This is a genomic window from Arcticibacterium sp., from assembly GCF_055134445.1.
Genome location: NZ_JBSRVI010000040.1, coordinates 1 through 24,176, shown reverse-complemented (window position 1 = coordinate 24,176; position 24,176 = coordinate 1). Strand labels below are relative to the sequence as shown.

The window sequence follows — 24,176 nt, the reverse complement described above, 5'->3', positions numbered from 1 at the left end:
GCTTAAGACATTATTTCAAATAAGAAACCTCGGGGACAAAATTTTCGTCGTCATCCTCTTCTTTTTTCCCAACGCCCAAAGGCACTTTAGTCGGTTTTTTGTTAAAAAAAGAATTAAAGTTTCTTGAGAATAGAATACTAGCTCCCGAAACCGTGACATTGCCTGTAGTGGCGTTTAGAAACGAATAATTTGAATTCGGTACACTTCTAGAGTGAACCTTAAGCCTCCATATACCATCTTCAGAAAGCAAATACTCCAATTCCCCTCCCACAGACAGCTGACCTTGCGTAGCTGCAAAAGTGGCCGCATTTTCTAAGCCATTAGAATAAGAACTCCTTCCACTTAACTTTACTCTATTGTTTAAAAACTTATAGCTAAAGTTAAGCTGCATGTTATTGAGCAAGTTTTGTCTAAAATCGCCCAACAATACGCCAACTTGTAAATTTGGATCCAGTTTATTGGCCAAGTTGCCTATCTGATTTGAAAGCATACTATTGATATTGTCTATCAAAAACTGCTGGTCAAAAGCATCTCTAATATTGTTTTCTGGGAATAACTTATTGAAGGCAATAACACTACTCACATTTCTACTTAGCAGCTGTTCATTATCTCTTAATCTTTGCTCAAATGCCAACAAATCTGTTTGGTGTCTGCTTGGAATTTGATTTTTATCAAACGTTAATTCATAGCTTATTTCTGGAGCCTGAAGTTCGTCGGAAATAGTGACCGTTACATTTACAGGATATCTGGTATTATCCGTTTCTGAGTCCGTAGTTTCAGAAGTCCAGATACCACTCAAATCTATGCTGGACTGATAAGCCGCTTTAATTCCTACGAGGGCATTATATGGGTCTCCAGACCACGTTATTCTACTCCCTTCCAATATTTCAAATTTCCTAAGCGAGGCCAAATTCTGAAAACTAAAATCGTATTTTCCTGAAACCACCTCATACGGCCCACTCATGGTAAACTTCTCGTCTCGCGAATCGTAATCAAAACTTAATCGGGCATTTCCAAAAGCATTTATCTTGTCGTTATTGGTTCTGTCCATTATGATTTCCACCTCCGCGTCTGGGTTAAGTGTAAGATTTAAAGACAGCCTCAATCCATTTATATTAGACCTTATTATTCTGGCCTTTTTCTCTCCATCTGACTCATCCGAATCACCCTCCGGTTTGGAGGCAAAAGGAATGGCTTCCACTTCAGTATTTACACTTTCCGCTGCATCCAGAGGTACCGTAACTTTACTTTTGGGTTTACTTACCAAGTTTCCGGCTATCAAAACATCTGAAAAGTCACCGGTTAAATGAATATCACCTGCAGCATATGCCGTCCCGTAGAAATAATCATTCTCATCTTGCCTTGTATTAAGCAATTTAAAACCATCGGGATCTTTAATATAGGCATGAAGACCCATCATAAAGTTACCTCCACCTCCATTAAAAATTCCGCCTTCTAGATAAGCCTCATTCCCATTATTTTTGGCGTCGTAAACTTTAAAACCACCTTTCTTCGCCACAAAACCTTCCTCCGTAAACCTTATGACATCAGAAAAGTATAAATATCCGCCTGTGGCATTTATTCTCAACTGCCCCTCTTCTATCTGCACTTCTCCTCTTACTATCGGATCCCGTGGCTCACCAGTTATGGATAATTGACCATTGACATAGCCCCCTAAATTCGAGAAAATATTGTCTACAAAAGTCCCCAAAATCACCAGATTGGCATTGTCTAAATTTGCAGTAAGCTTCATCCCTTTTTTTGAATTCGGGTCATAGGTACCAATCACATCCAGTATTTTTACGCCCTTCCTTTCAATTTTTGAATCTATCTTAACCTTTCCTAAGAACCTGTCCCAGTCAATTACAGCATTCACATCTCCCACCAGAATGTCTTTGTAAACAAGCTCATTCACTACCACGTTACTTAGTAAAATAGGGTTTCTGTAAAAGTTACTTACTGAGAGATCTCCGTCTGCAATACCTTCAATCCTTAAAGCCGCCAAAGGCTCCAATGCTCTTAAATCAAACTTATTAATGGCAGCAAAAAGCTGTTTCGTAGAATCTTCAGAGATAAACCCACTTAAAGCCAAGCTTTGGTTTCTATTAGAAACTCTGAAGTCTTCAAACTGCACTTCTGAACCGAATACACTTACTAAATTCTCAGGGTCAAATTCCCATTTGAAGTCTAAAAGGTCTATATAACTATTTTTGGGGTTGATACTAATAGCAAATCCATTTTGCAAAAAAGAAAGATCTCCAAAAAGCGAGGCTCGGTTTTTACTATTTTTTTGTTTTACACCGCCATCAAAACTTATTTTTCTGGTGCCTCCCCAAGAGCCATTCAACTGTAAATTTTCTGTTTCTACTTCGCTTGATAGCTTCTGTTCTTTAGAAGATAGAATAAGTGAAGTTAAAACATCTGGCGAAAACGCATTCTTTGAAGAATAGAAATCCAACTCATTATTAAAAAAGGTATTTCCTTTATACACCAAGGTATCTATAGTGGTATACAACGACACTTGGGAAGTGGATTGAATCCTAATATCACCTGTGACCTGCATCCCCTGAGATACGGAAATCTCCGGGTTAAAGAAAGCGAAAAAGTCATCCGTGTCTTTTACCTTGACTTCGTAATGAGCAGCATAATTATTCTTTAATGAATCTCGTTTCTTTTGGTCATAGTAATCTATCCTGTCCTTTTCTGTACCCGAAAAGAACAAACCATACTCATCTTTCAACTGTATAAGGTCTTCTATTAGCTCGCTAGGAACAAACTCCCCAGTAATATCCCCATCGAAATACTCCGTTCTTATTCCCATACTTCGGAGATTTTGCCTCTTTTTACTCACAAAACTCAGCTTATCTATAACCAAATTTCTGTTTTCTCTATTGACAAAAGTGTCTCTGAAATCGGCCTGGCCAATCCAATTGTCTAGTTTATTACCATCAAAATCAAAGTTGAAATTGGTAACCAACTGAATCGGTTCATCTGTAAAGCCCAAAGGCATCAAATTACCCTTGGTCACACTACCGTTTATTCTAAACTGATTTTGTTCTGGATTAAAATCAACTTTACCATTCACGGTCGCATTCAAGTTTGGATCATTGACCACTACTTTTCCATCAAATACCGATTGCCTATAAAGGCCTACGACGGTCAAGTTTTTAAAATTATAATTATTAAACCATACTTGCAGTACCTTACCATCTAGATCAAAAGAGGCATCCTTTAATGAAGAACCAGCTCCCATGAGCTTACCGTTAAAAGAGATATCTTTTACCTTATCACTTCCTGTGAGCTTGGTCAGAGAAATTTGACTATGCTTAATATCTGCGTTGTAAATGGGTAGCTTGGTTCCTTTTTCCTCTTTATAAAGCAACTTCCCTTTTACAGAACCAATGTTGGAAGATACAATATTAGCATCTGTGAAAAAATCATCAAATGTTCCTTTGAAAAGCCCTTCAAAGTTCACTTTTTGAAACTGCTTCACATAGGCTTCATAATTCTCTGCTCCTGCATACTGCTTTGCATCTGGAGCATTTACATAAGAAGGAGCCACCTCCATATGATAAAAAGTACTATTGACATTCGGCAAGCCTTTAAAGTGACCTTTCCCCGCAATAAAGCTCTCCGCTCCAAAACCCACTTTAGCATTTTGAAAATATAAATCTGAAACAAGACCAGTGACATCCGCATCTACGCTATAACGCTCATTATATGCATACATGGCCGTCGCAAATCTCCCTAAATCCTGAGCATCAAAAACGGAATTCCTAAGGTTCGCCTTTAATCTTACATCTGTAAAAAACCTGTTTAAATCTGACGGCTTATTATAATACATTCCTAAGAAATCTTTGATGACAGAATTATTTATCCTGGCTTCCAAGTTCTTAAGCAATATTTGTTTTTTGGAGTAAAAAAAATCGGTATCAATTTTCTTTATGGTAAGGTTACTCCGTGGCTCTATACCTTTTATATTCGTTCCTTGAAAAGTTATGGTGTCTCTATGAACATAGAAATCCTTAACGTTTCCAGTTATTTTATTGATTTGAAAGTTTGAGTAGTCAAAAAGCTCTTCTGGGAAACGCTCCTTATCATCGTCGATCAACTGGAAGGTTCCGTTCTGTATGACGGCCTCGTCTATCGTAAAAGGTTTGCTAACCCTCTTTTTCAAACTGTCTCTGGTAGCACCTAAAGAAACCGCTTTACTAATCCAAGCATCAATATTTAAAGAGCCGTCCTTTTCTCTAATTAATTTTACATCTGGCTCTTTTAACATCACAAAGTCCAGATTATTATCAAAATTAACGATGTCTTCTCTCGTAAACTTGAAGTTAGTTTTACAATTCACGTACACCTCTCTAACGTAAATCATATCTCTGCCTTCCAAGTCTTTGATATTTACATCTTCGAGACGAATTTCATCAAACCATTTAATCTGAACATTGCCTACGGTAACCTTTGACCCCAGCTTTTCAGAAAGCCACACCGCAGCTTTCTGACTCAAATCAGTCTGAATTTCGGAATATTGTATGGCATAGAAAAACAACCCTACCACTCCTAGAAGCAGTAAAATGGAAAGCATTAGAGCCTTAAATCCTATTTTCAGACCTTTTATCAAATTCCTTTCGTTTGTTCTTGCTAATTTTGAACACTTAAAAATATCTTATGCCCGAAAACATTGCTCTTTTAGCCATCGAATCTTCCTGTGATGAAACATCGGCGTCGGTTATTATTAACGGTGTGGTTAAATCCAACATTGTTTCTACACAGATAATCCATGAAAAATATGGTGGAGTTGTTCCAGAACTTGCTTCTCGTGCTCATCAACAACACATTGTACCTGTAGTGGATGAAGCCTTAAATCAAGCAAAGGTAACAAAAAATGACATCAAAGCTGTTGGTTTTACACGTGGCCCAGGCCTTTTAGGTTCGCTTTTAGTCGGAGCCTCATTTGCAAAGGGATTTGCATTGGCAAATGACATTCCTTTAATAGAAGTCAATCACATGCAAGCTCATATTTTGGCCCATTTTATTGATGACCCAAAACCCACATTTCCGTTCATATGTTTGACCGTAAGTGGTGGTCATACACAACTTGTTTTAGTCAAAAGTCACTTGGAAATGGAAGTTATAGGTGAGACCCAAGACGACGCCGTAGGAGAAGCGTTTGATAAGGGAGCAAAAATGATGGGGCTTGACTATCCCGGTGGGCCGATGATTGATAAACATGCCGCCAAAGGAAATCCCCTTGCTTTTGAATTTCCTATTTCAGAAATGAAAGGATTAAATTTTTCATTTTCAGGAGTAAAAACAGCTTTACTCTACTTTTTGCAGAAAAAAGTAAAAGAAAACCCAGACTTTATTGATCAAAACATTGACGATATCTGTGCTAGCTATCAGCATATTCTTATTAAAACGTTGATTCAAAAACTAAAAAAAGCAACTAGGCTTCATAAAGTAAATCAGGTGGCCATAGCTGGGGGCGTAGCCGCAAATTCAGGGCTTAGAAATTACATTCAAGAAGTGGCAAAAAAAGAAAAATGGGAAGTTTTTATTCCTCAATTTCAATACTGTACAGACAATGCCGCCATGATAAGTATTTCCACTTATTATAAATTTCTAGCGAAAGAATTCTCTGATCAATCTGTAAGTCCGCTTCCTAGATACAAACTCTGAAAACTTAATATTTATTCATCAATTTAAGAAACTGACCGCTAAATTAAATTCTACTGAGCTAAACCACTAGTTCTAATTTGTTTATAAAAATCAATTACAGTTTATCAAGCCTCTACAGCTCATTTTTTAGCACTAGAAACAGAAGTAAAAGGTTTTCGTTTGAAATTTGGAATAAAAGAATTCGTTCTTAGCCATAAACCATTAAATTTGATTTTCGATTAAACTCGTTTTCCTTATATGAAGATTCCCAAGGTCGGTTTTTTAGCCGCAGGCAAATTCAAAAAACTTATTAATCTCTTTTACCTGTCTTTCTTTGGGGCAGTAGGTTTATTTGTTTTTTACCTTCTAGCCGTTAATTTCAATCTATTCTGGCTTTTTGGAAAAATGGCAACAGTAGATGATCTAGATAACCCAAAAAGTGAAATAGCCACCGAGGTTATATCTTCTGATGGTAAAGTTTTGGGTAAATTTTTCTATGAAAATAGAAGCCCTGCAGACTTTGAAGAGCTTTCTCCACATATTATTGACGCTCTTATTTCTACAGAAGATGTGCGATTCACCAAACATGGCGGTATTGACGCCCGTGCTATGTTACGTGTAATTACTGGAGTACTCACCATGAACCACAAAGGTGGTGGAAGTACCATTACACAGCAGCTAGCTAAAAATCTCTTTAGATTAAGAATGGATGAATCTTACCAAGGTATACTTTATAACGTACCTGGCTTGCGTACCCTTATCATTAAAACAAAAGAATGGATTACCTGTGTAAAACTAGAAAGAAGATATACTAAAAAGGAAATCATGAAAATGTATCTTGACACCATCGAGTTTAGTAGTGGTGCTCATGGTATTAAGTCTGCAGCTAAAACATACTTTCAAAAACTTCCTTCTGAATTATCAGTGAATGAATCTGCCTTACTCATAGGAATGATTCAGAATCCATCTCGATTCAACCCTAAGTTTAGGCCAGAATATGCTAAACCAAGAAGAAATACAGTTTTGGCACAGATGGTAAAATATGGCAAATTAGCCAAAGATGACTTTGACCAATTAAAAGAAGAAGAAATCGTTTTAAAATACTCTCCAGATTCTCATAATAACGGTCTGGCTCCTTATTTCCGCCAGTTCTTGAAGGATTGGGCGAAAAAAGAAATCCAGAAATACGGCTATAAACCAGAAGACCTATATACCAAAGGGTTTAAAATTTATACGACCATAGACTCCAGAATGCAGAAATATGCAGAGGAAGCCATGGAAGAGCATATGGAGAGTCAGCAGAAGCTATTTGACGACCACTGGAAAGGGAAAAATCCTTGGGTACAGCGTAGAAATGCGGAATCGTCGGTAGGTTATGAGGAGATACCAGGTTTCATTGAAAGCGTGGCAAGAAGAACTCAGATATACCATGACCTTAAAAAGAAATATGGCAAAGACGAAGACAAGATCTTTGCAGATATGAATAAGAAAACGGAAATGACCCTTTTCACATGGCAAGGGGAAAAAGACACTACCATGTCTCACATGGACTCCATCCGTTATTATAAACGTTTTCTTAACATGGGACTTATGGCCATGGATCCAAGAAACGGAAATATCAAAGCTTGGGTTGGTGGTATTAATTTTAAACACTTCAAATACGATCACGTAGAGCAAAGTAAAAGACAACCTGGTTCAACCTTTAAACCCTTTGTTTATGTAACAGCCATAGATAATGGATTTTCCACTTGTGAAGAGGTGGTTGACGAACCGGTTACTTTCGGAGCAGAAGATGGCCTCGTAGGAACAACCTACACGCCTAAAAACTCTGATGGCAAATACTCTTACCGTTCTGTTACACTTAGAAGAGCTTTAGGGGAGTCTATAAACTCGGTTAGTGCAAGGTTAATTAAGCAGTTTAAACCTTCTAGTGTTATACAGATGGCACATCAGCTCGGGATAAAAAGCGAACTAGCCAACAGCCCTTCTCTATGCTTAGGCGTAAGTGAAGTAAGCTTATACGAAATGCTTAGCGGCTATGCCGTATTCGCCAATGGTGGTAAGTATACAGAGCCTTTATTTGTTACCAGAATTGAAGACAAACATGGTGAACTGATAAGAGAGTATTTACCTGACCAAAAGGAAGTCTTAAGTGCTGAATCAGCTTATAAAATGATTCACCTTATGAAAGGCTCCACCATGAGCGGAGGAACCTCTGCTGGATTAGGAAGATATGGTGTCTTAAATGATAACGAAGTGGCTGGTAAAACAGGTACCACATCAAATTACTCTGATGGTTGGTTTATGGGGCTTACATCTAATCTTATTGCTGGTGTTTGGTCTGGGGCTTCGGATAGGGCAATTCACTTTAGGTCTATCACCTATGGCCAGGGTGCTCGTATGGCACTTCCGGCTTGGGGTCTTTTTATGCAGAAAGTATATGCAGATAAAGACTTGGACTTCCAGAGGAGCAGTTTCAATATTCCACCGGGCGTAAGGATTTCTGGAGACTGTATTTTAAGTCCTGGAGAAACCTTCAGAAGATCTACGGATTCATCGGGCATTGCCACACCAGGAAGAGTAAAGGCAGATGATGATGAAGAAATGCTTTAATACCATTTACGGTACACGCTGATCCTCAGAAGTATCATCATTTTATGGGTAAATGAATTTGGTTTTAAAATAGAATTAAAAAAGCTTTAATTGGAACTCGAAATAATTTTCAGAAAATTTTGAAAATTCAATAAGGTTGACTTACTTTGAATCTCAGTATTACGTGCAACCTATAAGTTTTTCAGTTAAAGCCAATTTATGGAATTACAAGAAGCGAAGGATAAATTTATCCATACGTGGGGTACCCTAGCTACGCAATGGGGAATAAACCGAACCATGTCGCAGATTCACGCCCTTTTATTGCTTTCGCCCAAATCATTGAATGCAGACCAGATCATGGAAGAATTAAAAATCTCCAGAGGTAATGTAAATATGAACTTGCGTGATTTAATGAGTTGGGGATTGATAAACAAGCAACTTCTTCCTGGTGAAAGGAAAGAGTATTTTCTTGCGGAGAAAGATATCTGGAAAGTCGCTCGCCAAATTGCCAAAGAAAGAAAGCGAAGAGAGATAGAGCCTATCATTGAAACCATGGAAGAAATTCAGGCTCAATTAGAACCAGATACCGATGAAAAGAAAGAAGTTCTAAAAATAATTGACGATATAAACAAGGTTACTAACTTCACTAACAACACCGTACAATCCGTCCTTAAGGCTGAAGAATCCTGGTTGATAAATAATTTCTTAAAATTATTCAAGTAAAAGTTTCGTAGCCCCATTCCTTGCTGTAAATTGTCCTATCAATTTACAGTTTTTTTATGCTTCTTAGATTACTTATTATCCTATTGCCCTTACAGGGTATAGCTCAATCATCCTTAAATGTGATGACATTCAACATTAGGTACGCCACGCCGAATGATGGCGAAAACCAATGGGAAAATAGAAAAGAGCACGTAGCAGAAACCATTAGTTATTTCGAAGCCGATCTCCTTGGGCTTCAAGAAGCCACAGAACCACAGGTGTTATATTTAGCCAACAGTTTATCCAACCTTAAATGGGTAGGTGTAGGCAGAGACGATGGAAAATCTGCTGGAGAGTTTTCTCCTATATTCTATAACACAAATAAATTAGAACTTAAATCTTGGTATAATACATGGCTTTCTACCACCCCTACTGTGCCCTCTAAGGACTGGGATGCGGCACTGCCTAGAATAGCTACCGTAGCCGTTTTTAAAAGAAAAAAGGACAAAAAGGAGTTTGTGACCATTAATACCCATTATGATCATATGGGTAAAATAGCGAGGGTGGAGAGTTCAAAGCTCATCCTTGAAATAGTCAAGGGCTTTGAGAAAAAAGGATTGCCTGTTATTCTTATGGGTGACTTTAATGTAACCCCGACAGACGAGCCCATACTAACCATAACCAACGGCGGCATGTTTAACACGCATAACATCTCTAAAACGGGTCATTTTGGGCCAACGGATAGCTTTACAGGCTTTGAATCATTAGAAAGAAAGAATAGTCAAATAGACCACATTTTTGTCAATAAAGGAATTCAAGTACTGAAGCATGCCACCATCTCTGAAAGTTGGAATGGCAGATATGCCTCTGACCATCACGCAATACTCGCAAAAGTCAAGTTCTAATTAAGGTTTAATCGCTCTTTCTATTTGTTTGTTCTTATTCCACGGGGCAGTGGTATGCCTTGCCATGTCTGCTAAAAGAAGCAAAATCAAAGCTAAAAAAGCCAAGAAGGCTATTTTGAAAATATTTTTCTTTTTCATCACTAAATCTCAATATTCTTAACGTCAACTCTTCTTATGAATTCGCCAGATTTGCTGGAAATCTCATTCCAGTTAAGGTTTTTAAACTCAAGTTCTACAATGGAGGCCTTTTTCATATTTCCGCCTACATCGTCTCTGGTTAAATATTCAGCAAAAAAAGTAATATCAGGATTATGACCAAAAATGGCTACTGAATTAAAGTGATTTGGAACATTATTTATGGAAGACAAATATCCTCTAGGTCCACCACCGTACAGATCGGCATCTGTGACAATCTTTTCTTCATCTAGATTAAACTGCTCTAGAAGCACTTTAGCCGTTTGATAAGCCCTGTTTGCAGGGCTAGAAATAAAACGTTCTATTTCAACATTTTCCTTTAACAGAAGTCTTCCGAGACGAGCAGACTGCGAGATGCCCTTACCCGTCAAATTTCTTTCAAAATCCCTATGCATACCATCCTCTGCTTCTGCATGCCTCACAATATATAATCTCTTCGTCATCTAATTCCTTAGCCAGCTATAGAGCCCGATATATAATTTTCTAGAAAGTCTATATGATTTCTTTGTTCTAAAATCAAACCATTCACAATATCCCCAATACTTAAAACACCTACCACCTTACCATCTTCACCTAAAACCGGTAAATGTCTAAAATGGTGATTCGTCATTATCTCCATACACTCTCTAATACCCGCTGTGTGGCTTGCCGTAATTACATGTGCCGTCATCACTTCCGCCATAGAGGTACTTTTGGCTTTTCTTCCCATAATTATACCTTTTCTAGCATAATCACGTTCAGAGAATATACCTTTTAGCTCACCATCCTCCATGACCAAAACAGCTCCTATTTTATATTTTTCTAGAATAGATAATGCTTCAATAACAGTGGTGCTTGGTAAAACCGAAACTATCGTCTTTAGTTCCTTTCCTTCTAGAAGTGTTTTAACTTTAGTAATCATTTCAATGCAGGTTATTTAGATAATTAATTTTTCTTTCTAAATTTAGATAAAACCCTCAATAAGATCAAGCATAGTCTTAATCTTATTCTAGTTATAAATACTTAAATTTACTTTATGAAATTATTATTAGTCACTCTTGCTGCTGTACTATTCGCCTTTTTCCTTTTTAGTGTGAGAATACTTTTTATAAAGAATGGAAGATTTAAAGGGACATGTGCCAATAACAATCCTATGCTTCAAAAAGAAGGAGCTGTATGTGGCGTATGTGGAAAACTTCCTGACGAAGAATGTAAAAATGACTAGTTTTCTTGTATCACCAGCTTTTTAAAGCTCTTTGAGTATTCCGTTCTCATTTCTCCATTTTCATCAAAAATACACTGAATCGCAATGTCATTTTTATTGGCATAAGACAGTGCGGCCTCTTTACCCATGACCATAAACATGGTGGCATAAGCGTCTGCATCTATGGCTTCTGGCACCACCACTGCTACACTCAAAAGACTGTGGGTTACAGGTTTTCCCGTTAAGCCATCCAACGTATGGCTATATTTCTTACCATCTTTCTCAATAAACTTTCTATAACTTCCTGAAGTAACCAGCGAAGCGTCTGAAAGTCCCACTACCGTTTTAACGGCATTATTTTCACTAGTGGAATTGAAGTCTGGATTTTCTATCCCTACTTTCCATTTCTCTCCGGACTGATTGAGACCTTTAGCTTTTGTTTCTCCTCCTACCTCCACCAGATAGTTCGTAATTCCCTGTTCCTCCAAGTAATCTCCAAGCACATCTACGGTATATCCCTGAGCTATAGCGTTAAAGTTAATTTCGGAGTGCCTCAATTTCTTAGTCAATATATTGCCTTTCAAACTAAAGTTATTTAGGCCTACCAATGTCAACAAACTATCAATTTGAACTTGATTAGGTAATTCTTTTTCATGTTTTCGAGCAAAACCCCAAGCACTAATCAAAGGACCCAGTGTTGGATCAAACCTGCCTTCACTGATTTCATAAAAGAACATAGACCTTTTAAAAACATTGACAAAATGCTCATCTATCTCCACTGGATCATCTGACTCATTCACCCTCCTTATTAGTGATGTGCTATCCCAAAGCGACATACTCTTATCTATAACCAGTAGAATGCTATCTACCGCATTTATATAATCTTTGCCGGAAATTGGTTCATAAACAATCCTAAAGGTGCTGCCCTGTGCATATCCCTGAAAAACCGAATAGGGCTTATGCTCTGCTTGGCAGGACATAAACCCTATGGTGACTAATATTAAAAGAAGGCTACTTTTAGCCCCCGAAATCATCGAATGATACGTTTTCATCTGGTATTCCCCAATCGTCCGCCATTTTTAGAACAGACTGATTCATCATAGGTGGTCCACAAAAGTAAAGTTCTAAATCTTCTGGAGCTTCATGCTTGTTTAAAAATTCTTCGATCACCACATTATGAACAAAACCTTTAAATCCGTCACCTTCTGGATCGTTAATGTCCTTTTTCAATACCCAATTATCTTCTGGTTGAGGATTATCCAAAGCGATACAAAACTTGAAATTCGGGAATTCCTTTTCAATTTGCCTGAACTCCTCAATATAAAACAGCTCACGCTTGGTTCTTCCTCCATAAAAGAAGGTGACCTTACGCTTGGTTTTAAGAGTATGAAAAAGATGGTATAAATGGGAACGCATTGGTGCCATACCAGCTCCTCCTCCTATGTAAAGCATTTCTGCCTCGGTATCTTTAATGAAGAACTCACCATAAGGTCCAGAAATCGTTACTTTATCGCCTGGCTTTCTTCCAAAAATATAAGACGAACAAAGTCCTGGATTTACATCCATCCATGTGTTTTTAGCTCTATCCCAAGGTGGCGTAGCAATCCTAATCGTTAAACTAACCATATTCCCTTCGGCAGGATGATTCGCCATAGAATACGCTCTAAATACCTCTTCGTCGTTGACCATTTTTAATGGCCAAAGATTAAACTTATCCCACTCCTCTTTAAACTTATCCGGGGTTTCATGATACTTTGGATGAGCCGTAATGTCAATATCTTTAAACTCAACGGTCGTTTTAGGCACGTCAATTTGAATATATCCTCCTGCTTCAAAATCCAAGTTTTCTCCTTCTGGTAATTTAACTTGAAACTCTTTTATAAATGAGGCTACATTATAGTTTGAGGTCACTTCACACTCCCATTTTTTAACACCAAAAACTTCATCAGGAATTCTGATATTCATATCCTCCTTCACTTTTACCTGGCAGGCCAAACGAAGATTCTCTCCAACTTGACGTCTATTTAAGTGGTTAGTTTCTGTTGGTAGTACCTCTCCACCACCACTGTAAACATTACAAACGCACATGGCACAGGTTCCACCGCCACCACAAGCCGAAGCCAGAAAGAGATTATTAGCTCCTAAAACGTTTAAGAGCGTATCACCAGATTTGGTTATGATAGGGTTATCCTTATCTCCATTGATGGTAATTTTTACATCGTTTTGAGGTAGAAGCTTAGCTTTAGCCGTAAGTATTAAAAACACAAACAGCAGTACTACTAAGACAAAAACAACAATACTACTAAGTAGGATAGGTAGCATAAGAAAAAGGTTTACAATTTAATACCTGAAAAACTTAAAAAAGCAAGAGCCATAAGCCCTGTCACCATCATGGCTATTCCTAAGCCTTGAAGAGCTGCAGGAACCTTAGAATATTGCAAACGCTCTCTAATAGCCGCCAACAACACGATAGCCAAGAAAAAACCAATACCCGTCCCCATAGAGAAAACAAAGGTCTCTGAAAAGTTGTACTCTCTTTCTTGCATAAAAAGAGAGGCACCAAGAATGGAACAGTTTACGGTAATAAGAGGTAAAAAGATACCCAGTGCACTATACAGAGCAGGAGCAAATTTCTCAATGGCCATCTCTACCAACTGAACTGCACCTGCAATGGTGGAAATGAATAATATGAATGACAAGAACGTTAAATCCACATCTGCCAAGGAAGGGTGAATCCAAGCGAGGGCTCCTTCACCAAGCATATATTTCAGGATAACATAATTTAAAGGAGTGGTTAAAACCATTACAAAAATAACAGCCAAACCTAATCCAAATGCCGTCTTCAATTTCTTTGAAACGGCCAAGAAAGAGCACATTCCCAAGAAAAATGCAAACACTGCATTTTCAACAAAAATGGCTTTAACAAAAAGACTTAAAAGATTTTCCATAATGCTAATTTCAGTTAGGAAACGTTAATTAATTTCTGGTTTCTACTACGCTGTATCCAGATATAAACTCCTATTAAGAATAATGCTGCAGGGGGCAGAACCATCAAGCCATTATTTACATAACCATGATCATAGGCCCAGTCTGGAATAATTTGAAAACCGAGAATACTTCCAGCTCCAAAAAGTTCTCTAAAAACACCAACTGCTATTAAGATAAGGCCATATCCTAAACCGTTGCCCACACCATCTAAAAAGGCCGGCCAAGGTTTCTGTCCTAAGGCAAAAGCCTCTAAACGACCCATAATGATACAGTTAGTAATAATTAAGCCTACAAATACGGCAAGCTTCTTACTAACATCAAACATGTAGGCTTTTAAAACCTGGTCAACAATCGTTACGAGTGTAGCCACTACAATAAGCTGAACGATAATACGAACCCTACCTGGAATACTTTTTCTGAGCATACTAATAATAAGGTTAGAAAAAGCACTTACAAAAAGTACTCCTAACGTCATAATTATAGCTGGTTTCACCTGAACAGTTACTGCCAAAGCAGAACATATCCCAAGTACCTGAACAGATACGGGGTTGGTGTCATCAAGGGGGTCTCTTAGAACCTGAAGATTCTTTTTTGAAAAAAATGGCTCTTTCTTTTCTTTTATTTCTGCTACTTCTGCCATATTAATTTGATTTTAGCTTGTTAAAATAAGTCAAATACGGGGCTACACAATTTTTAATCATTTCGTCAACGCCATTTGAGGTGATGGTTCCGCCAGAAATACCGTCCACTCTATTTTCTGGATCTAGTGAAGATTTCATGGTAGATTTTAAAACATTGACAGATGCGAACTCGCCATTTTCGTCCAATATTTTCTTTCCTTGAAATTGAACCTGAAAAGGTAATTCTGTAATCTCAGCCCCCAAACCAGGCGTTTCTCCTTTGTGGTCAAAAAACGCACCTTTGATGGTATTAAAATCGCCATCTATGGAAAGGTAACCCCAGATTGGTCCCCAAAGTCCTACACCTCTCATAGGTATTATGTATGCCTTTGATCCACTTTCGTCTGAATAAATGTAAAGGGGAAGCTTTCTTTCAGAAGGCTCTTTAGCAACCTCCCTCTTCATATCTACATCCTTTGCATTTACGCCTTCTATTATATTTCCGTCGCTATCAACAACAATCTCTACTACCGAACCGTCATAGGAACTTTCTATCAGTTTGTCGTCGTCCGATTGTACCAATACCGACTTCAAAACACTTCTTTTATTGTCCAGAGCCACATTGGCCTCTTGTAAAGGTTTGAGCTGCTGCGAAGTCAAAACTAAAATAATCGCCGTAAGCATGGATAGCCCAATAGCATATAAAAACGTGTATTTATTACTATGCATGTTTCAATCTTTTTTTAATGTGTGACTCTACAACCAGATGGTCAATCAAGGGTGCAAAAACATTGAACAATAAAATACTCAACATCATACCCTCTGGATAAGCCGGATTAAACACTCTCAAGAGTACTGTAAAAGCCCCGATTAACAGTCCGTAAATTATTTTTCCTTTAGCCGTATGAGCAGCAGTAACGGGGTCTGTTGCCATAAAAACAGCACCAAAAGCAAAACCGCCCACCAACAAATGATTAAGAGCTGGCATATGCATGGCATGATTAGCTGCCTCAGGAGCCAGAACATTCATTAAAAGCCCCATTAAAAAACCGCCAGCAAAAACCGACAACATGACCCTAAAACTCCCTACGCCCGTAATAACCAAAATGGCCGCTCCTATAAGACAGGCAATAACCGAAGTTTCCCCAATGGAACCCTGTTCAAAACCCATAAACATATCTGATGCAGACTGCATGGCAGAGAAGTCGGTATCAAAAGGAACCAAGTTAGTAGCACCAGAATAACCATCTAGAATTACTTTCCCTTCTTCTGCCGAAAGGTCTGTCCAAACTTCGCCAGACATAAAGGCTGGAAAGGCAAAAAACATAAATGCCCTAGCCAATAAAGCTGGATTCATAAAGTTAAAGCCTGTACCTCCAAAGATCTCTTTCCCTAAAAGTGTACAAAAAACGGCTCCTAAAGCTACCATCCAAAGCGGAACGGTAACAGGCAAGGTCAAAGGAATAAGCATTCCTGTTACCAAATACCCCTCGCTTACGGGATGCCCTGCCACCACTGAAAAAACAAATTCTACGCCTAAACCAACGGAATAAGACACCGCTACAATAGGCAGTACTTTCCAAAATCCAAACATGAATTTAGTCAGTAAGTCCTCTTCCATTCCGAAGGCTAAATAATGCTGGTGACCTACATTCCACATACCAAAAAGTAGACAAGGTATCAAAGCAATTACCACGGTAATCATGGTACGCTTCATATCCATCGCATCTTTAATGTGCACGCCATTTTTAGTGGTAGTGGCAGGAACAAAAGCCAATGTTTCAAAGGCTTCGAAAGCTGGGTGCCATTTTTCCAACTTACCTCCCTTTTGAAAATTTGGCTTAATAGTCTCTAGAAAATCGTGTAATATCTTCACTAAATATGCTAGTTTAAATTTTATCCTTCCGCACGCATCAGGTCAAGACCTCTACGTACCAACTGTTGAACATCTATTTTGGAGGTACAGACGAACTCACATAGAGCTAAGTCTTCCTCAGACACTTCATAAATCCCAAGAGCTTCCATTTTCTCAATATCTCCAACCATGATGGCTTTCAATAATTGCACAGGCATAATATTCATAGGCAATACCTTTTCATACTCCCCACTCATTACAAAAGCCCTTTCTTCTCCATGGGTATTGGTATCTATTTCATATTTTTTACTAGGCATTAACCAAGAAAAATATGTTCTCGATAAACTGAGCTTTTTTGCCGAAGGCAATAACCAACCCAAAAACTCAGCCTTATTCCCTTCTGGGATTACCGTAAGCTGGGAGGTATAGAAAGAAAGGTAATCTTCCTTATGGGAAGTTTCACCAGTCAGAACATTCCCCTGAATATACCTTACGTTATCGTTAGAGATATGGTCTGAAAATAGCTTTGACAGCGACTGCCCCACCTTTAATTTATAATAAGATGGTGTATCTACCTCAGAACCCGTAAAAGCCAAAATTCTGGTAGGGTCATACATTCCAGTCAGAAATAACTGCCCCAAAACTATAACATCCTGAACATCCATATACCAAACTTTCTCTCCCACTCTAATAGGGTTAGTATGGTGTATCTGAATGCCAACATTTCCTGAAGGGTGGGGACCGGAAAATTCGTTTTTATTTCCTGACAAAATAGATAAATCAGATGCGGGTGTTACACCAACCTCTAAATTACCATTTGAAAGCACTTCCAATACCTTTAGACCGGCATCGAAACCTGTTTTATTCTGTGCCACAATAAAGGATAAGTCAGGAGCTAAGGGAGCCGTATCAAATGTCGAGATAAAAATAGCTTTAGGCAGATCTTGAACATCTGGAATTATTGAAAAGGGTCTCTGCCTTAATAAAGACCATAGATTGGCGTTTAACAAAGTCTCCTTAACATTTTCAACTGTTAATTCCGAAGGGATATTTACAGTGGTATGTTTAGAAACCTTATCTGCTAGAATCCTTATCTCTAGAACCTTCCTTTTTGCTCCTCTAACTATTTCCACCACTTCACCACTTACTGGTGATGGGAAATTAATCTCAGGTCTCTGTTTGTCTTGAAATAAAGCTCCACCTTCTAAAACTTCGTCACCTACTTTTACAAGGAGCTTTGGAACAATAGCAAAATAGTCTGTGGGTTTTACTGCAAAAATTTCGGCTACAGGAACTTCTGAAATTTCCTTTAAGGCCTCTCCCAATAATTTAATGTCGTAGCCCCTTTTTAGGCTGATAGATTTTCCCATGAAATCTTAATATTTTCTTTGGGTTAAGTACAATTTTTTAGAGTACACCACAAAGTTAATTTTTTTGTGGAATTAGCAAAATCCTAAGCACATTGTTTCAAGAAACAGAAGATAAAACTTGTCATTCTGATGGAATAAATTTGAATTACAATATTTCAAAGCCTCCGTTATAAGGTCAAATCTATTGTCATTCAAACACTTAGCTGTAAATTCGAATAAAAAACCATTTGGAATGACATTCGTATGTTTTGACTTAGAATGTTCGTTATTAAATTGCAAGTCATTATCATAATAAAAAATAGCTACACTATGAGGAATAGCCTACTTAAACTCTCAATTCTTGGCATCGCCTTATTATTCGGATGTAAAGAAAAGACGGTTGATCCTGTAGAAGCAATAGATGAAGAAATCGTCGTAGACGAAAACCCCCTTCTAGCTAATTTGCAGGTAAACGACTGGATATATAATAAAATGAAGTCCTATTACCTCTGGGAAAGTGATATGCTTGCATTGGAAAAAACGGATCTTTCTTTGGAGCCTAACGACTTCTTTAATTCCTTGTTAGTTGGCAAAGGTGATATTGATAGGTTTTCCTGGATTGACGCCAGTACAACCAATCTTACCAATTCACTAAATGGAGTGGTGAGTCTTTATGGCTTTAAGTACAAAACTTTTTATGCAAACCCTGCAAGAACAAGAATGGCTTTTGCGATAACCTATACCTTAAAAAATAGTGCCGCGGAAAGGGCAGGAATAAAACGAGGCCATTTTATCATCAAAGTAAACGGCGAGGATTTAACACTAGATAACTACCAGACTGCTCTTAATGACGAAAGTGCTACATTAACTATGGGTACCTACAATAATGGCACCATAGAGGACTCCAAAAATACCAAAGCTATCACCAAAGAGCTCACTCAAACCGAGGCCCTACAGCACTACGAAATACTAGAATTAGGAGGAAAAAAAATCGGCTACTTCGTTTACAATCAATTTTTGACGACTAGCGATAAGGCTGTTAATGACATGTTTGGCGAGTTTAAGAATGCGGCTATTGACGAATTGGTCGTAGATTTTAGATATAACCCAGGAGGGTACATCTCCTCTGCAGAAATGATTAGCTCGCTAATTGTAAAAGATTTAAGTGAGGATAAGTTAATGACAAAGCAAGTCTGGAATGCTGAGCAAATGGCCGCAAAGCCGAAAAGTAGCTTTGATGTTTACTTTTCAAAGACTAAAAAAAGTATTAATGCTACCTTAAATAACCCGGGAACAATTAATCGAGTTTATTTTTTAGTATCCAATAGTTCCGCATCCGCCAGCGAGTTAGTGATCAATAATCTTAAACCCTATATGGATGTAATTCTCGTGGGCGAACATACTACCGGAAAAAATGTGGGTTCACTGACGCTTTCTGACGATAAAAGCCCGAAGAGGTGGAATTGGGGTCTTCAGCCTATCGTTTTAAAATCTTTCAATGCCAAAAACCAATCAGACTATGGCACAAAAGATGGCTTTGCTGTGGATATAGCTATCCAGGATAGAATTCTTCCATATAAGGAATTTGGCAACCCAGATGAGACCTTATTATATGCCGCACTCTCAGACATTTTAGGCTCAAATACCATGGTAAGAATAAGCAGTAAGTTAAAGAAGACGCCTACTGCAATCTTCCAAGAGGCTTCCCCAGAAGCCATCTATGGCAATCCAATTCTGGATAGAAAAGAGATGTGGGTTACGGAACTCCCTTGGGATAGAAAATAATTTCAAAACAATCCTTTAGGGGAAGTAAACTTGGAAGACCATTGAAGCTTTTTTTCATTAATGTGACCGTTAAAACAGATTTTAGTTGTCTTGACAACTATTTTCAGCAAAACGCTTGATACTCTAATATATATTCTCAATAATTGTATCACAAAATCGAATCATTAGTTTTGTTTCAATGTTTGCATATTACATTTTATAACAATTTTCAATTATGGTAGAAGCAGCTCAAGCGTTCAAAGTAACGCAAGTACAGCAAAGTCGTGTTAATCAGTTAGATCCAGAAAACATTGTCTTTGGAACACTCTTTACTGACCACATGCTGGTCGCAGACTGTATTGATGGCGTCTGGCAGACACCTGAAATTCTACCTTACGGAAATATTGCTTATAATCCAGCCTTGGCATCTTTACATTATGGTCAGTCTATTTTTGAAGGCATGAAAGCTTTTAGGAATGTGGACAATGAAGTGGTTATGTTTAGACCTGAAGAAAATTTCAAGAGATTTAACATCTCTGCTGAAAGAATGTGCATGGCACAGGTTCCAGAGGATGTTTTCATGGGTGGCTTGAACGAGATATTGAAATTAGATGCAGCATGGGTTCCTAAAGGCGAGGACAATTCTCTTTACTTACGCCCTTTTATGTTTGCCTCTGATGTTTACTTAGGCGTAAGACCTTCTTTTAATTACAGATTCATGATAATCATGAGTCCTGCTGGAAAGTATTATTCTACTCCACCTAAGGTAAAAATAGAAACAGAATATATTAGAGCCGCAGCAGGTGGCGTAGGTTATGCTAAGTGTGCTGGAAACTATGCAGCATCTCTTTATCCAGCTAAACTAGCCCAAGAGCAAGGTTATACGCAGTTATTATGGACAGACGCTCAAACGCATACTAAGTTTGAGGAATCAGGAACCATGAACGTCTTTTTTGTTCAAGATGGCAAATTGTTGACGCCAAAAACAAGCACCACCATTCTTAAGGGAATTACCAGAGACTCTTTAATCACCATTGCCAGAGATGCCGGATATGAGGTTTCCGAGCAAGATGTTTACGTTAAAGACATTGTAGAAGGTATTCAAAATGGTTCTGTCACAGAAGTATTTGGTGCTGGAACGGCCGTGGTGGTTTCGCCATTTTCTGGAATCGGTCATGAAGGAAATGATTTTGCTCTTCCTGAAATTAATGAGAAATCTATCTCTAGCATTCTTAAAGAAAAACTAGATGGAATAAGAAAAGGTAAACTTGAAGATACCCACGGATGGGTTTGGAAAGTTTAATGCTATAATAAGGAAATCCTTTTAAATGCCGGAGAGCCTCCAAACTACGTTTGGAGGCTCTCTTTATGTATAGCGTACCTTACTAAATAGCTATTCTTAGAAACACGCTTTATGTATGTATTAGGCAATCTCCCGATAGTTATCGGTACCGTAGCTAAATTGCTTCATATCAGTTCGTAAACTACTCATAACGATTCCCCAAACGCATAAACCGGGTTAAATGTAATTCCCTTAATACTCAATAACCGTTTTACCAATCGTCTTACCAGACTCCTGCATTTCATGAGCCTTTTTAAGGTTTTCAACCGTGAACCCTTTCAAGGTGGTGGTTAAAGTGGTTTTTAAGGTTCCAGCATCCATTAAATCTGCTATATGATTAAGGATTTCATGCTGCTTTTCTATATCGTCGGTTGTAAACATAGAACGTGTATACATCAACTCCCAAGAAAAAGAGACACTTTTGGCCTTAAGCAGAGATAGGTTTAGAGGCTCGCTGCTACCTGTAATAGATACAATATGCCCCTGAGGTTTAATAACTTCAGCTATCGTTTCCCAGTAAGCGTTGATATCCACAAAGTCCAATATATAATCTACTTGGCCGTGCCCAATCTTTTCCAGCTCCTCTTTCAAGTTACGGTGATTAACCACAAAGTCTGCACCCATTTCATTACACCACTTTTCAGAATCAGGTCTTGATGCCGTAGCAATAACCGTAAGTCCCGCCACTTTTTTAGCTAACTGAATGGCGATCGAACCTACTCCACCCGCTCCTGCTAAAATCAACACGGTCTTTCCTTTATCCTTTTCTGGATTAACTTTAATACGATCAAATAGGGACTCATAAGCGGTTAAACCTGTCAATGGCAAGGCGGCAGCTTCTGCAATACTCAAACTCTTCGGTTTGAAACCAACTATTCTTTCGTCAACCAATTGGTACTCGGCATTACTCCCGTTTCTTGTCAGATCTCCTGCATAATACACCTCATCTCCTACCTTAAACCTGGAAGCTTTATCACCTACAGATTCTACAACTCCTACCGCATCCCAGCCAATAACTTTGGGTGTATCCAGTACTTTATCCACTGCAGCACTTTCTCTAATCTTGAAGTCTACCGGGTTAACAGAAATAGCTGCTATTTTAACCAATAAGTCAAAACCTTTGGCGACTGGAATTTCTGTTTCAAATGCTATAAAACTCTCTTTTTCGATAATTGGTAACGACTGCTTAAATCCTATTGCTTTCATTTTTCTATATTTTGTTTCTAAATCTTAATACAAATGTAATGGCTTCCTTTTGACCAAAACGAGTAACAAAAAAGGGAATGCAGGTACAAATAAAGGCTTTCCCATCTTCCGCTAGGAAAAACAATACCAAAAAACATACTTTTACACTACAATAAAGCAAAAAATCTCATAAAATGCAGATTGAACAAACACTTAAGCCTTTTGAAATACATATCCAAGAACTAGAAAGCTGGGAGAAAAGGCCTCATCAGCATAACTTTTTTGAGCTTGTTTATATAGACAAAGGTGAGGGCCTTCAATGTATAAACGAAGTCCGATTTCCATATAACAGCGGAAACATTTTCCTTTTACCTCCATTAGACTGCCATTTCTTTCAAATTAAAGAGAAGACTACTTTCTACTTCATAAAATTTACAGACCTCTACTTTTCTAAAGAAGCTTTAAACGGAAACTACAGCGATTGGTTTAGAAAACTCTCCTATGTGCTTTCTAATTATAATAAAGTAGCTGGTGATATCATCATAACTCGCTCCTCAGCAGAAAAAGAACTTCTGGTGAGTTTAATCAAACAAATTCATCATGAATACTTATCAAAAGATGACTACTCTGACACTATCATTGAAAGTTTAATGGTGAGTATCTTAAATATTCTGGCAAGGAATATCGAAAAAGGCTATGTAGATGCCGGTCATACTAAAGACTATAAGTTTGGCGAGATTATCAGATATATTCAACAAAACCTGTACGACAAGGAAAAGATTACGCTGGAAAACCTCTCCAATGAGTTTAATGTTTCACCCACATATTTTAGTGAATACTTCAAAAAACACTCCGATTATTCTTTTCAGGAATATGTGATCAAGTCAAAATTAAAACTGGCCGAAAACTACTTCAAACATAGTCAATACTCCATCAAGGAAATTGCCTATAAACTTGGATTCACCGATTCCAGTCATTTGTCAAAGACCTTCAAGAAGAATTATAATATGACCATCCAAGATTTCAAAAAAGGCGATGTACAAGTATGTGCGAGTCATTAGCCCACCAAAACAAAAAGCTTCCTAAAAAGCTTCTCCTATGGTAGCGTAAAAGTTACCATCTCCATAAGGAGAAAGGCCGTAGTCTAATCTTAAGTTCAAATGCTTTTTTGTAGCTATTCTTAAGCCTGCTCCATAGGTATACTTTGGCAAGTTTAATCTTAGTATACTGTCGTTATCTCCTAAAAAACCCATTGAGCCAAAACCTGCCAGCCCGATAAAATTCCATACCTCCCACCTTAATTCAGCTTGCAGTAGGGCAGTGTTTTTGTCTCTAAAAAAACCTTGATAGATACCTCTCATTCTTTTAGGCCCACCAAGCTGAGCCAACTCACTAAAAGGTACATCATCACCAAAAGTAAAAACACTATAATAATTAGTAGCCAACACTAACTTTTTTGACAGTGAATTATATATAGACAAATCTAATGTAGTCTGTGTAAATTCCTTATTCGCCCCAAAAACCTTGGTAGAGGGCAAGACACTAAATTCCCCAAACATCCCCTTTTTGGGGTAAAAAACGGCATCTCGGGTATCTCGCATTATAGCAGGTCCTAGGGCAGAAGTTCTACTATACTCACTCCCATTAATTTTTCCAGTTGCCAATTCTCCATTTTCTTCCGTGCCCGTTACGCTATATTCAACATAATTTATACGGGCTCCTAAATATAGATTAGGCTTAACCTGTTTGCCAAACAGTAGTTTAATCTTAGGAAATTTAACATCATACTTTTCTTGAGGTATTTGACGCTCTCCAATACCATAATAGAAGTAATT

At 38.0% G+C, this 24,176-nt stretch carries 21 protein-coding genes; 8 read left to right on the top strand and 13 right to left on the bottom strand.

All coding sequences use genetic code 11. The features are described 5' to 3' along the window. Positions 1 to 10 precede the first annotated feature (10 nt). Complete coding sequence (locus ACTBZY_RS06145; RefSeq protein ID WP_463045468.1) at positions 11 to 4,624, bottom strand: translocation/assembly module TamB domain-containing protein; 4,614 nt, start codon at positions 4,622 to 4,624, stop codon at positions 11 to 13. A gap of 47 nt (positions 4,625 to 4,671) precedes the next feature. Between ACTBZY_RS06145 and tsaD the strand changes: the two genes are divergently transcribed. From tsaD to ACTBZY_RS06125, 4 genes are all read left to right on the top strand, one after another. Next, the gene (gene tsaD, locus ACTBZY_RS06140) at positions 4,672 to 5,682 is read left to right on the top strand and encodes a tRNA (adenosine(37)-N6)-threonylcarbamoyltransferase complex transferase subunit TsaD (protein WP_463045467.1); all 1,011 of its coding nucleotides are present in this window, start codon (positions 4,672 to 4,674) and stop codon (positions 5,680 to 5,682) included. Positions 5,683 to 5,919: 237 nt separating this feature from the next. After that, positions 5,920 to 8,274 (top strand): transglycosylase domain-containing protein, encoded by a 2,355-nt coding sequence (locus ACTBZY_RS06135; RefSeq protein ID WP_463045466.1) that lies wholly within the window; start codon positions 5,920 to 5,922, stop codon positions 8,272 to 8,274. 198 nt (positions 8,275 to 8,472) lie between these two features. Then, positions 8,473 to 8,976 (top strand): GbsR/MarR family transcriptional regulator, encoded by a 504-nt coding sequence (locus ACTBZY_RS06130; protein ID WP_463045465.1) that lies wholly within the window; start codon positions 8,473 to 8,475, stop codon positions 8,974 to 8,976. A gap of 56 nt (positions 8,977 to 9,032) precedes the next feature. After that, on the top strand, positions 9,033 to 9,860 hold the full coding sequence (locus ACTBZY_RS06125; protein ID WP_463045464.1) for an endonuclease/exonuclease/phosphatase family protein: 828 nt from the start codon (positions 9,033 to 9,035) through the stop codon (positions 9,858 to 9,860). Here ACTBZY_RS06125 and ACTBZY_RS06120 read toward each other — a convergent pair whose 3' ends face one another. Genes ACTBZY_RS06120 through ACTBZY_RS06110 form a run of 3 tightly spaced genes read right to left on the bottom strand, consistent with a single transcriptional unit; the run spans position 9,861 to position 10,956 of the window. Further along, positions 9,861 to 9,998, bottom strand: a complete 138-nt coding sequence (locus tag ACTBZY_RS06120) for a hypothetical protein (protein ID WP_463045463.1) — start codon at positions 9,996 to 9,998, stop codon at positions 9,861 to 9,863. A gap of 2 nt (positions 9,999 to 10,000) precedes the next feature. After that, a complete protein-coding gene (locus tag ACTBZY_RS06115; protein WP_463045462.1) occupies positions 10,001 to 10,498 on the bottom strand; it encodes a SixA phosphatase family protein in 498 nt (165 codons plus the stop codon). Between the two features lie 8 nt (positions 10,499 to 10,506). Beyond that, positions 10,507 to 10,956: a CBS domain-containing protein gene (locus ACTBZY_RS06110; protein WP_463045461.1), complete on the bottom strand. Its 450-nt coding sequence runs from the start codon at positions 10,954 to 10,956 to the stop codon at positions 10,507 to 10,509. A gap of 114 nt (positions 10,957 to 11,070) precedes the next feature. Between ACTBZY_RS06110 and ACTBZY_RS06105 the strand changes: the two genes are divergently transcribed. Continuing rightward, complete coding sequence (locus tag ACTBZY_RS06105; protein ID WP_463045460.1) at positions 11,071 to 11,259, top strand: hypothetical protein; 189 nt, start codon at positions 11,071 to 11,073, stop codon at positions 11,257 to 11,259. Here the strand turns inward: ACTBZY_RS06105 and ACTBZY_RS06100 are convergent. Genes ACTBZY_RS06100 through ACTBZY_RS06070 form a run of 7 tightly spaced genes read right to left on the bottom strand, consistent with a single transcriptional unit; the run spans position 11,256 to position 18,071 of the window. Beyond that, positions 11,256 to 12,290: an FAD:protein FMN transferase gene (locus tag ACTBZY_RS06100; RefSeq protein ID WP_463045459.1), complete on the bottom strand. Its 1,035-nt coding sequence runs from the start codon at positions 12,288 to 12,290 to the stop codon at positions 11,256 to 11,258. The two genes, ACTBZY_RS06105 and ACTBZY_RS06100, sit on opposite strands and share 4 nt — an antisense overlap. Then, positions 12,256 to 13,560, bottom strand: a complete 1,305-nt coding sequence (gene nqrF / locus ACTBZY_RS06095; RefSeq protein ID WP_463045458.1) for an NADH:ubiquinone reductase (Na(+)-transporting) subunit F — start codon at positions 13,558 to 13,560, stop codon at positions 12,256 to 12,258. The genes ACTBZY_RS06100 and nqrF overlap by 35 nt, the downstream gene beginning before the upstream one ends. Positions 13,561 to 13,571: 11 nt before the next feature. Beyond that, positions 13,572 to 14,186: an NADH:ubiquinone reductase (Na(+)-transporting) subunit E gene (gene nqrE, locus ACTBZY_RS06090; protein ID WP_463045457.1), complete on the bottom strand. Its 615-nt coding sequence runs from the start codon at positions 14,184 to 14,186 to the stop codon at positions 13,572 to 13,574. 14 nt (positions 14,187 to 14,200) lie between these two features. Further along, positions 14,201 to 14,866, bottom strand: coding sequence for an NADH:ubiquinone reductase (Na(+)-transporting) subunit D (locus ACTBZY_RS06085; protein WP_463045456.1), 666 nt, complete (start codon positions 14,864 to 14,866; stop codon positions 14,201 to 14,203). A gap of 1 nt (position 14,867) precedes the next feature. Then, positions 14,868 to 15,575, bottom strand: coding sequence for an NADH:ubiquinone reductase (Na(+)-transporting) subunit C (gene nqrC, locus ACTBZY_RS06080; RefSeq protein WP_463045455.1), 708 nt, complete (start codon positions 15,573 to 15,575; stop codon positions 14,868 to 14,870). Beyond that, positions 15,568 to 16,722: an NADH:ubiquinone reductase (Na(+)-transporting) subunit B gene (locus tag ACTBZY_RS06075; protein WP_463045454.1), complete on the bottom strand. Its 1,155-nt coding sequence runs from the start codon at positions 16,720 to 16,722 to the stop codon at positions 15,568 to 15,570. Before ACTBZY_RS06075 ends, nqrC begins: the two co-directional genes overlap by 8 nt. Before the next feature lie 20 nt (positions 16,723 to 16,742). Beyond that, positions 16,743 to 18,071 carry a Na(+)-translocating NADH-quinone reductase subunit A gene (locus ACTBZY_RS06070; protein ID WP_463045453.1) on the bottom strand — a complete coding sequence of 443 codons (1,329 nt, stop codon included), beginning with the start codon at positions 18,069 to 18,071 and terminating at the stop codon, positions 16,743 to 16,745. Positions 18,072 to 18,380: 309 nt separating this feature from the next. On the opposite strand from ACTBZY_RS06070, the gene ACTBZY_RS06065 reads away from it, so the two are divergent. Both ACTBZY_RS06065 and ACTBZY_RS06060 read left to right on the top strand, forming a co-directional pair. Next, the gene (locus ACTBZY_RS06065) at positions 18,381 to 19,835 is read left to right on the top strand and encodes a S41 family peptidase (protein ID WP_463045452.1); all 1,455 of its coding nucleotides are present in this window, start codon (positions 18,381 to 18,383) and stop codon (positions 19,833 to 19,835) included. 214 nt (positions 19,836 to 20,049) lie between these two features. Continuing rightward, positions 20,050 to 21,117, top strand: coding sequence for a branched-chain amino acid aminotransferase (locus ACTBZY_RS06060; RefSeq protein ID WP_463045451.1), 1,068 nt, complete (start codon positions 20,050 to 20,052; stop codon positions 21,115 to 21,117). Positions 21,118 to 21,348: 231 nt separating this feature from the next. Here ACTBZY_RS06060 and ACTBZY_RS06055 read toward each other — a convergent pair whose 3' ends face one another. Further along, positions 21,349 to 22,362, bottom strand: a complete 1,014-nt coding sequence (locus ACTBZY_RS06055; protein WP_463045450.1) for a zinc-binding alcohol dehydrogenase family protein — start codon at positions 22,360 to 22,362, stop codon at positions 21,349 to 21,351. Positions 22,363 to 22,535: 173 nt separating this feature from the next. Here ACTBZY_RS06055 and ACTBZY_RS06050 point away from each other — a divergent pair, with 173 nt between their 5' ends. Further along, positions 22,536 to 23,402, top strand: coding sequence for an AraC family transcriptional regulator (locus ACTBZY_RS06050; RefSeq protein ID WP_463045449.1), 867 nt, complete (start codon positions 22,536 to 22,538; stop codon positions 23,400 to 23,402). 21 nt (positions 23,403 to 23,423) lie between these two features. Here the strand turns inward: ACTBZY_RS06050 and ACTBZY_RS06045 are convergent. Then, on the bottom strand, positions 23,424 to 24,176 hold a 753-nt coding region (locus tag ACTBZY_RS06045; RefSeq protein WP_463045448.1), incomplete at its 5' end, for a BamA/TamA family outer membrane protein.

Excerpts from the sequence above, each read along its gene's own strand:
- tsaD (WP_463045467.1), top strand. The coding sequence starts at position 4,672 with ATGCCCGAAAACATTGCTCTTTTAGCCATCGAATCTTCCTGTGATGAA.
- ACTBZY_RS06135 (WP_463045466.1), top strand. The coding sequence starts at position 5,920 with ATGAAGATTCCCAAGGTCGGTTTTTTAGCCGCAGGCAAATTCAAAAAA.
- ACTBZY_RS06130 (WP_463045465.1), top strand. The coding sequence starts at position 8,473 with ATGGAATTACAAGAAGCGAAGGATAAATTTATCCATACGTGGGGTACC.
- ACTBZY_RS06125 (WP_463045464.1), top strand. The coding sequence starts at position 9,033 with ATGCTTCTTAGATTACTTATTATCCTATTGCCCTTACAGGGTATAGCT.
- ACTBZY_RS06120 (WP_463045463.1), bottom strand. The coding sequence starts at position 9,998 with ATGAAAAAGAAAAATATTTTCAAAATAGCCTTCTTGGCTTTTTTAGCT.
- ACTBZY_RS06115 (WP_463045462.1), bottom strand. The coding sequence starts at position 10,498 with ATGACGAAGAGATTATATATTGTGAGGCATGCAGAAGCAGAGGATGGT.
- ACTBZY_RS06110 (WP_463045461.1), bottom strand. The coding sequence starts at position 10,956 with ATGATTACTAAAGTTAAAACACTTCTAGAAGGAAAGGAACTAAAGACG.
- ACTBZY_RS06105 (WP_463045460.1), top strand. The coding sequence starts at position 11,071 with ATGAAATTATTATTAGTCACTCTTGCTGCTGTACTATTCGCCTTTTTC.
- ACTBZY_RS06100 (WP_463045459.1), bottom strand. The coding sequence starts at position 12,290 with ATGAAAACGTATCATTCGATGATTTCGGGGGCTAAAAGTAGCCTTCTT.
- nqrF (WP_463045458.1), bottom strand. The coding sequence starts at position 13,560 with ATGCTACCTATCCTACTTAGTAGTATTGTTGTTTTTGTCTTAGTAGTA.
- nqrE (WP_463045457.1), bottom strand. The coding sequence starts at position 14,186 with ATGGAAAATCTTTTAAGTCTTTTTGTTAAAGCCATTTTTGTTGAAAAT.
- ACTBZY_RS06085 (WP_463045456.1), bottom strand. The coding sequence starts at position 14,866 with ATGGCAGAAGTAGCAGAAATAAAAGAAAAGAAAGAGCCATTTTTTTCA.
- nqrC (WP_463045455.1), bottom strand. The coding sequence starts at position 15,575 with ATGCATAGTAATAAATACACGTTTTTATATGCTATTGGGCTATCCATG.
- ACTBZY_RS06070 (WP_463045453.1), bottom strand. The coding sequence starts at position 18,071 with ATGGGAAAATCTATCAGCCTAAAAAGGGGCTACGACATTAAATTATTG.
- ACTBZY_RS06065 (WP_463045452.1), top strand. The coding sequence starts at position 18,381 with ATGAGGAATAGCCTACTTAAACTCTCAATTCTTGGCATCGCCTTATTA.
- ACTBZY_RS06060 (WP_463045451.1), top strand. The coding sequence starts at position 20,050 with ATGGTAGAAGCAGCTCAAGCGTTCAAAGTAACGCAAGTACAGCAAAGT.
- ACTBZY_RS06055 (WP_463045450.1), bottom strand. The coding sequence starts at position 22,362 with ATGAAAGCAATAGGATTTAAGCAGTCGTTACCAATTATCGAAAAAGAG.
- ACTBZY_RS06050 (WP_463045449.1), top strand. The coding sequence starts at position 22,536 with ATGCAGATTGAACAAACACTTAAGCCTTTTGAAATACATATCCAAGAA.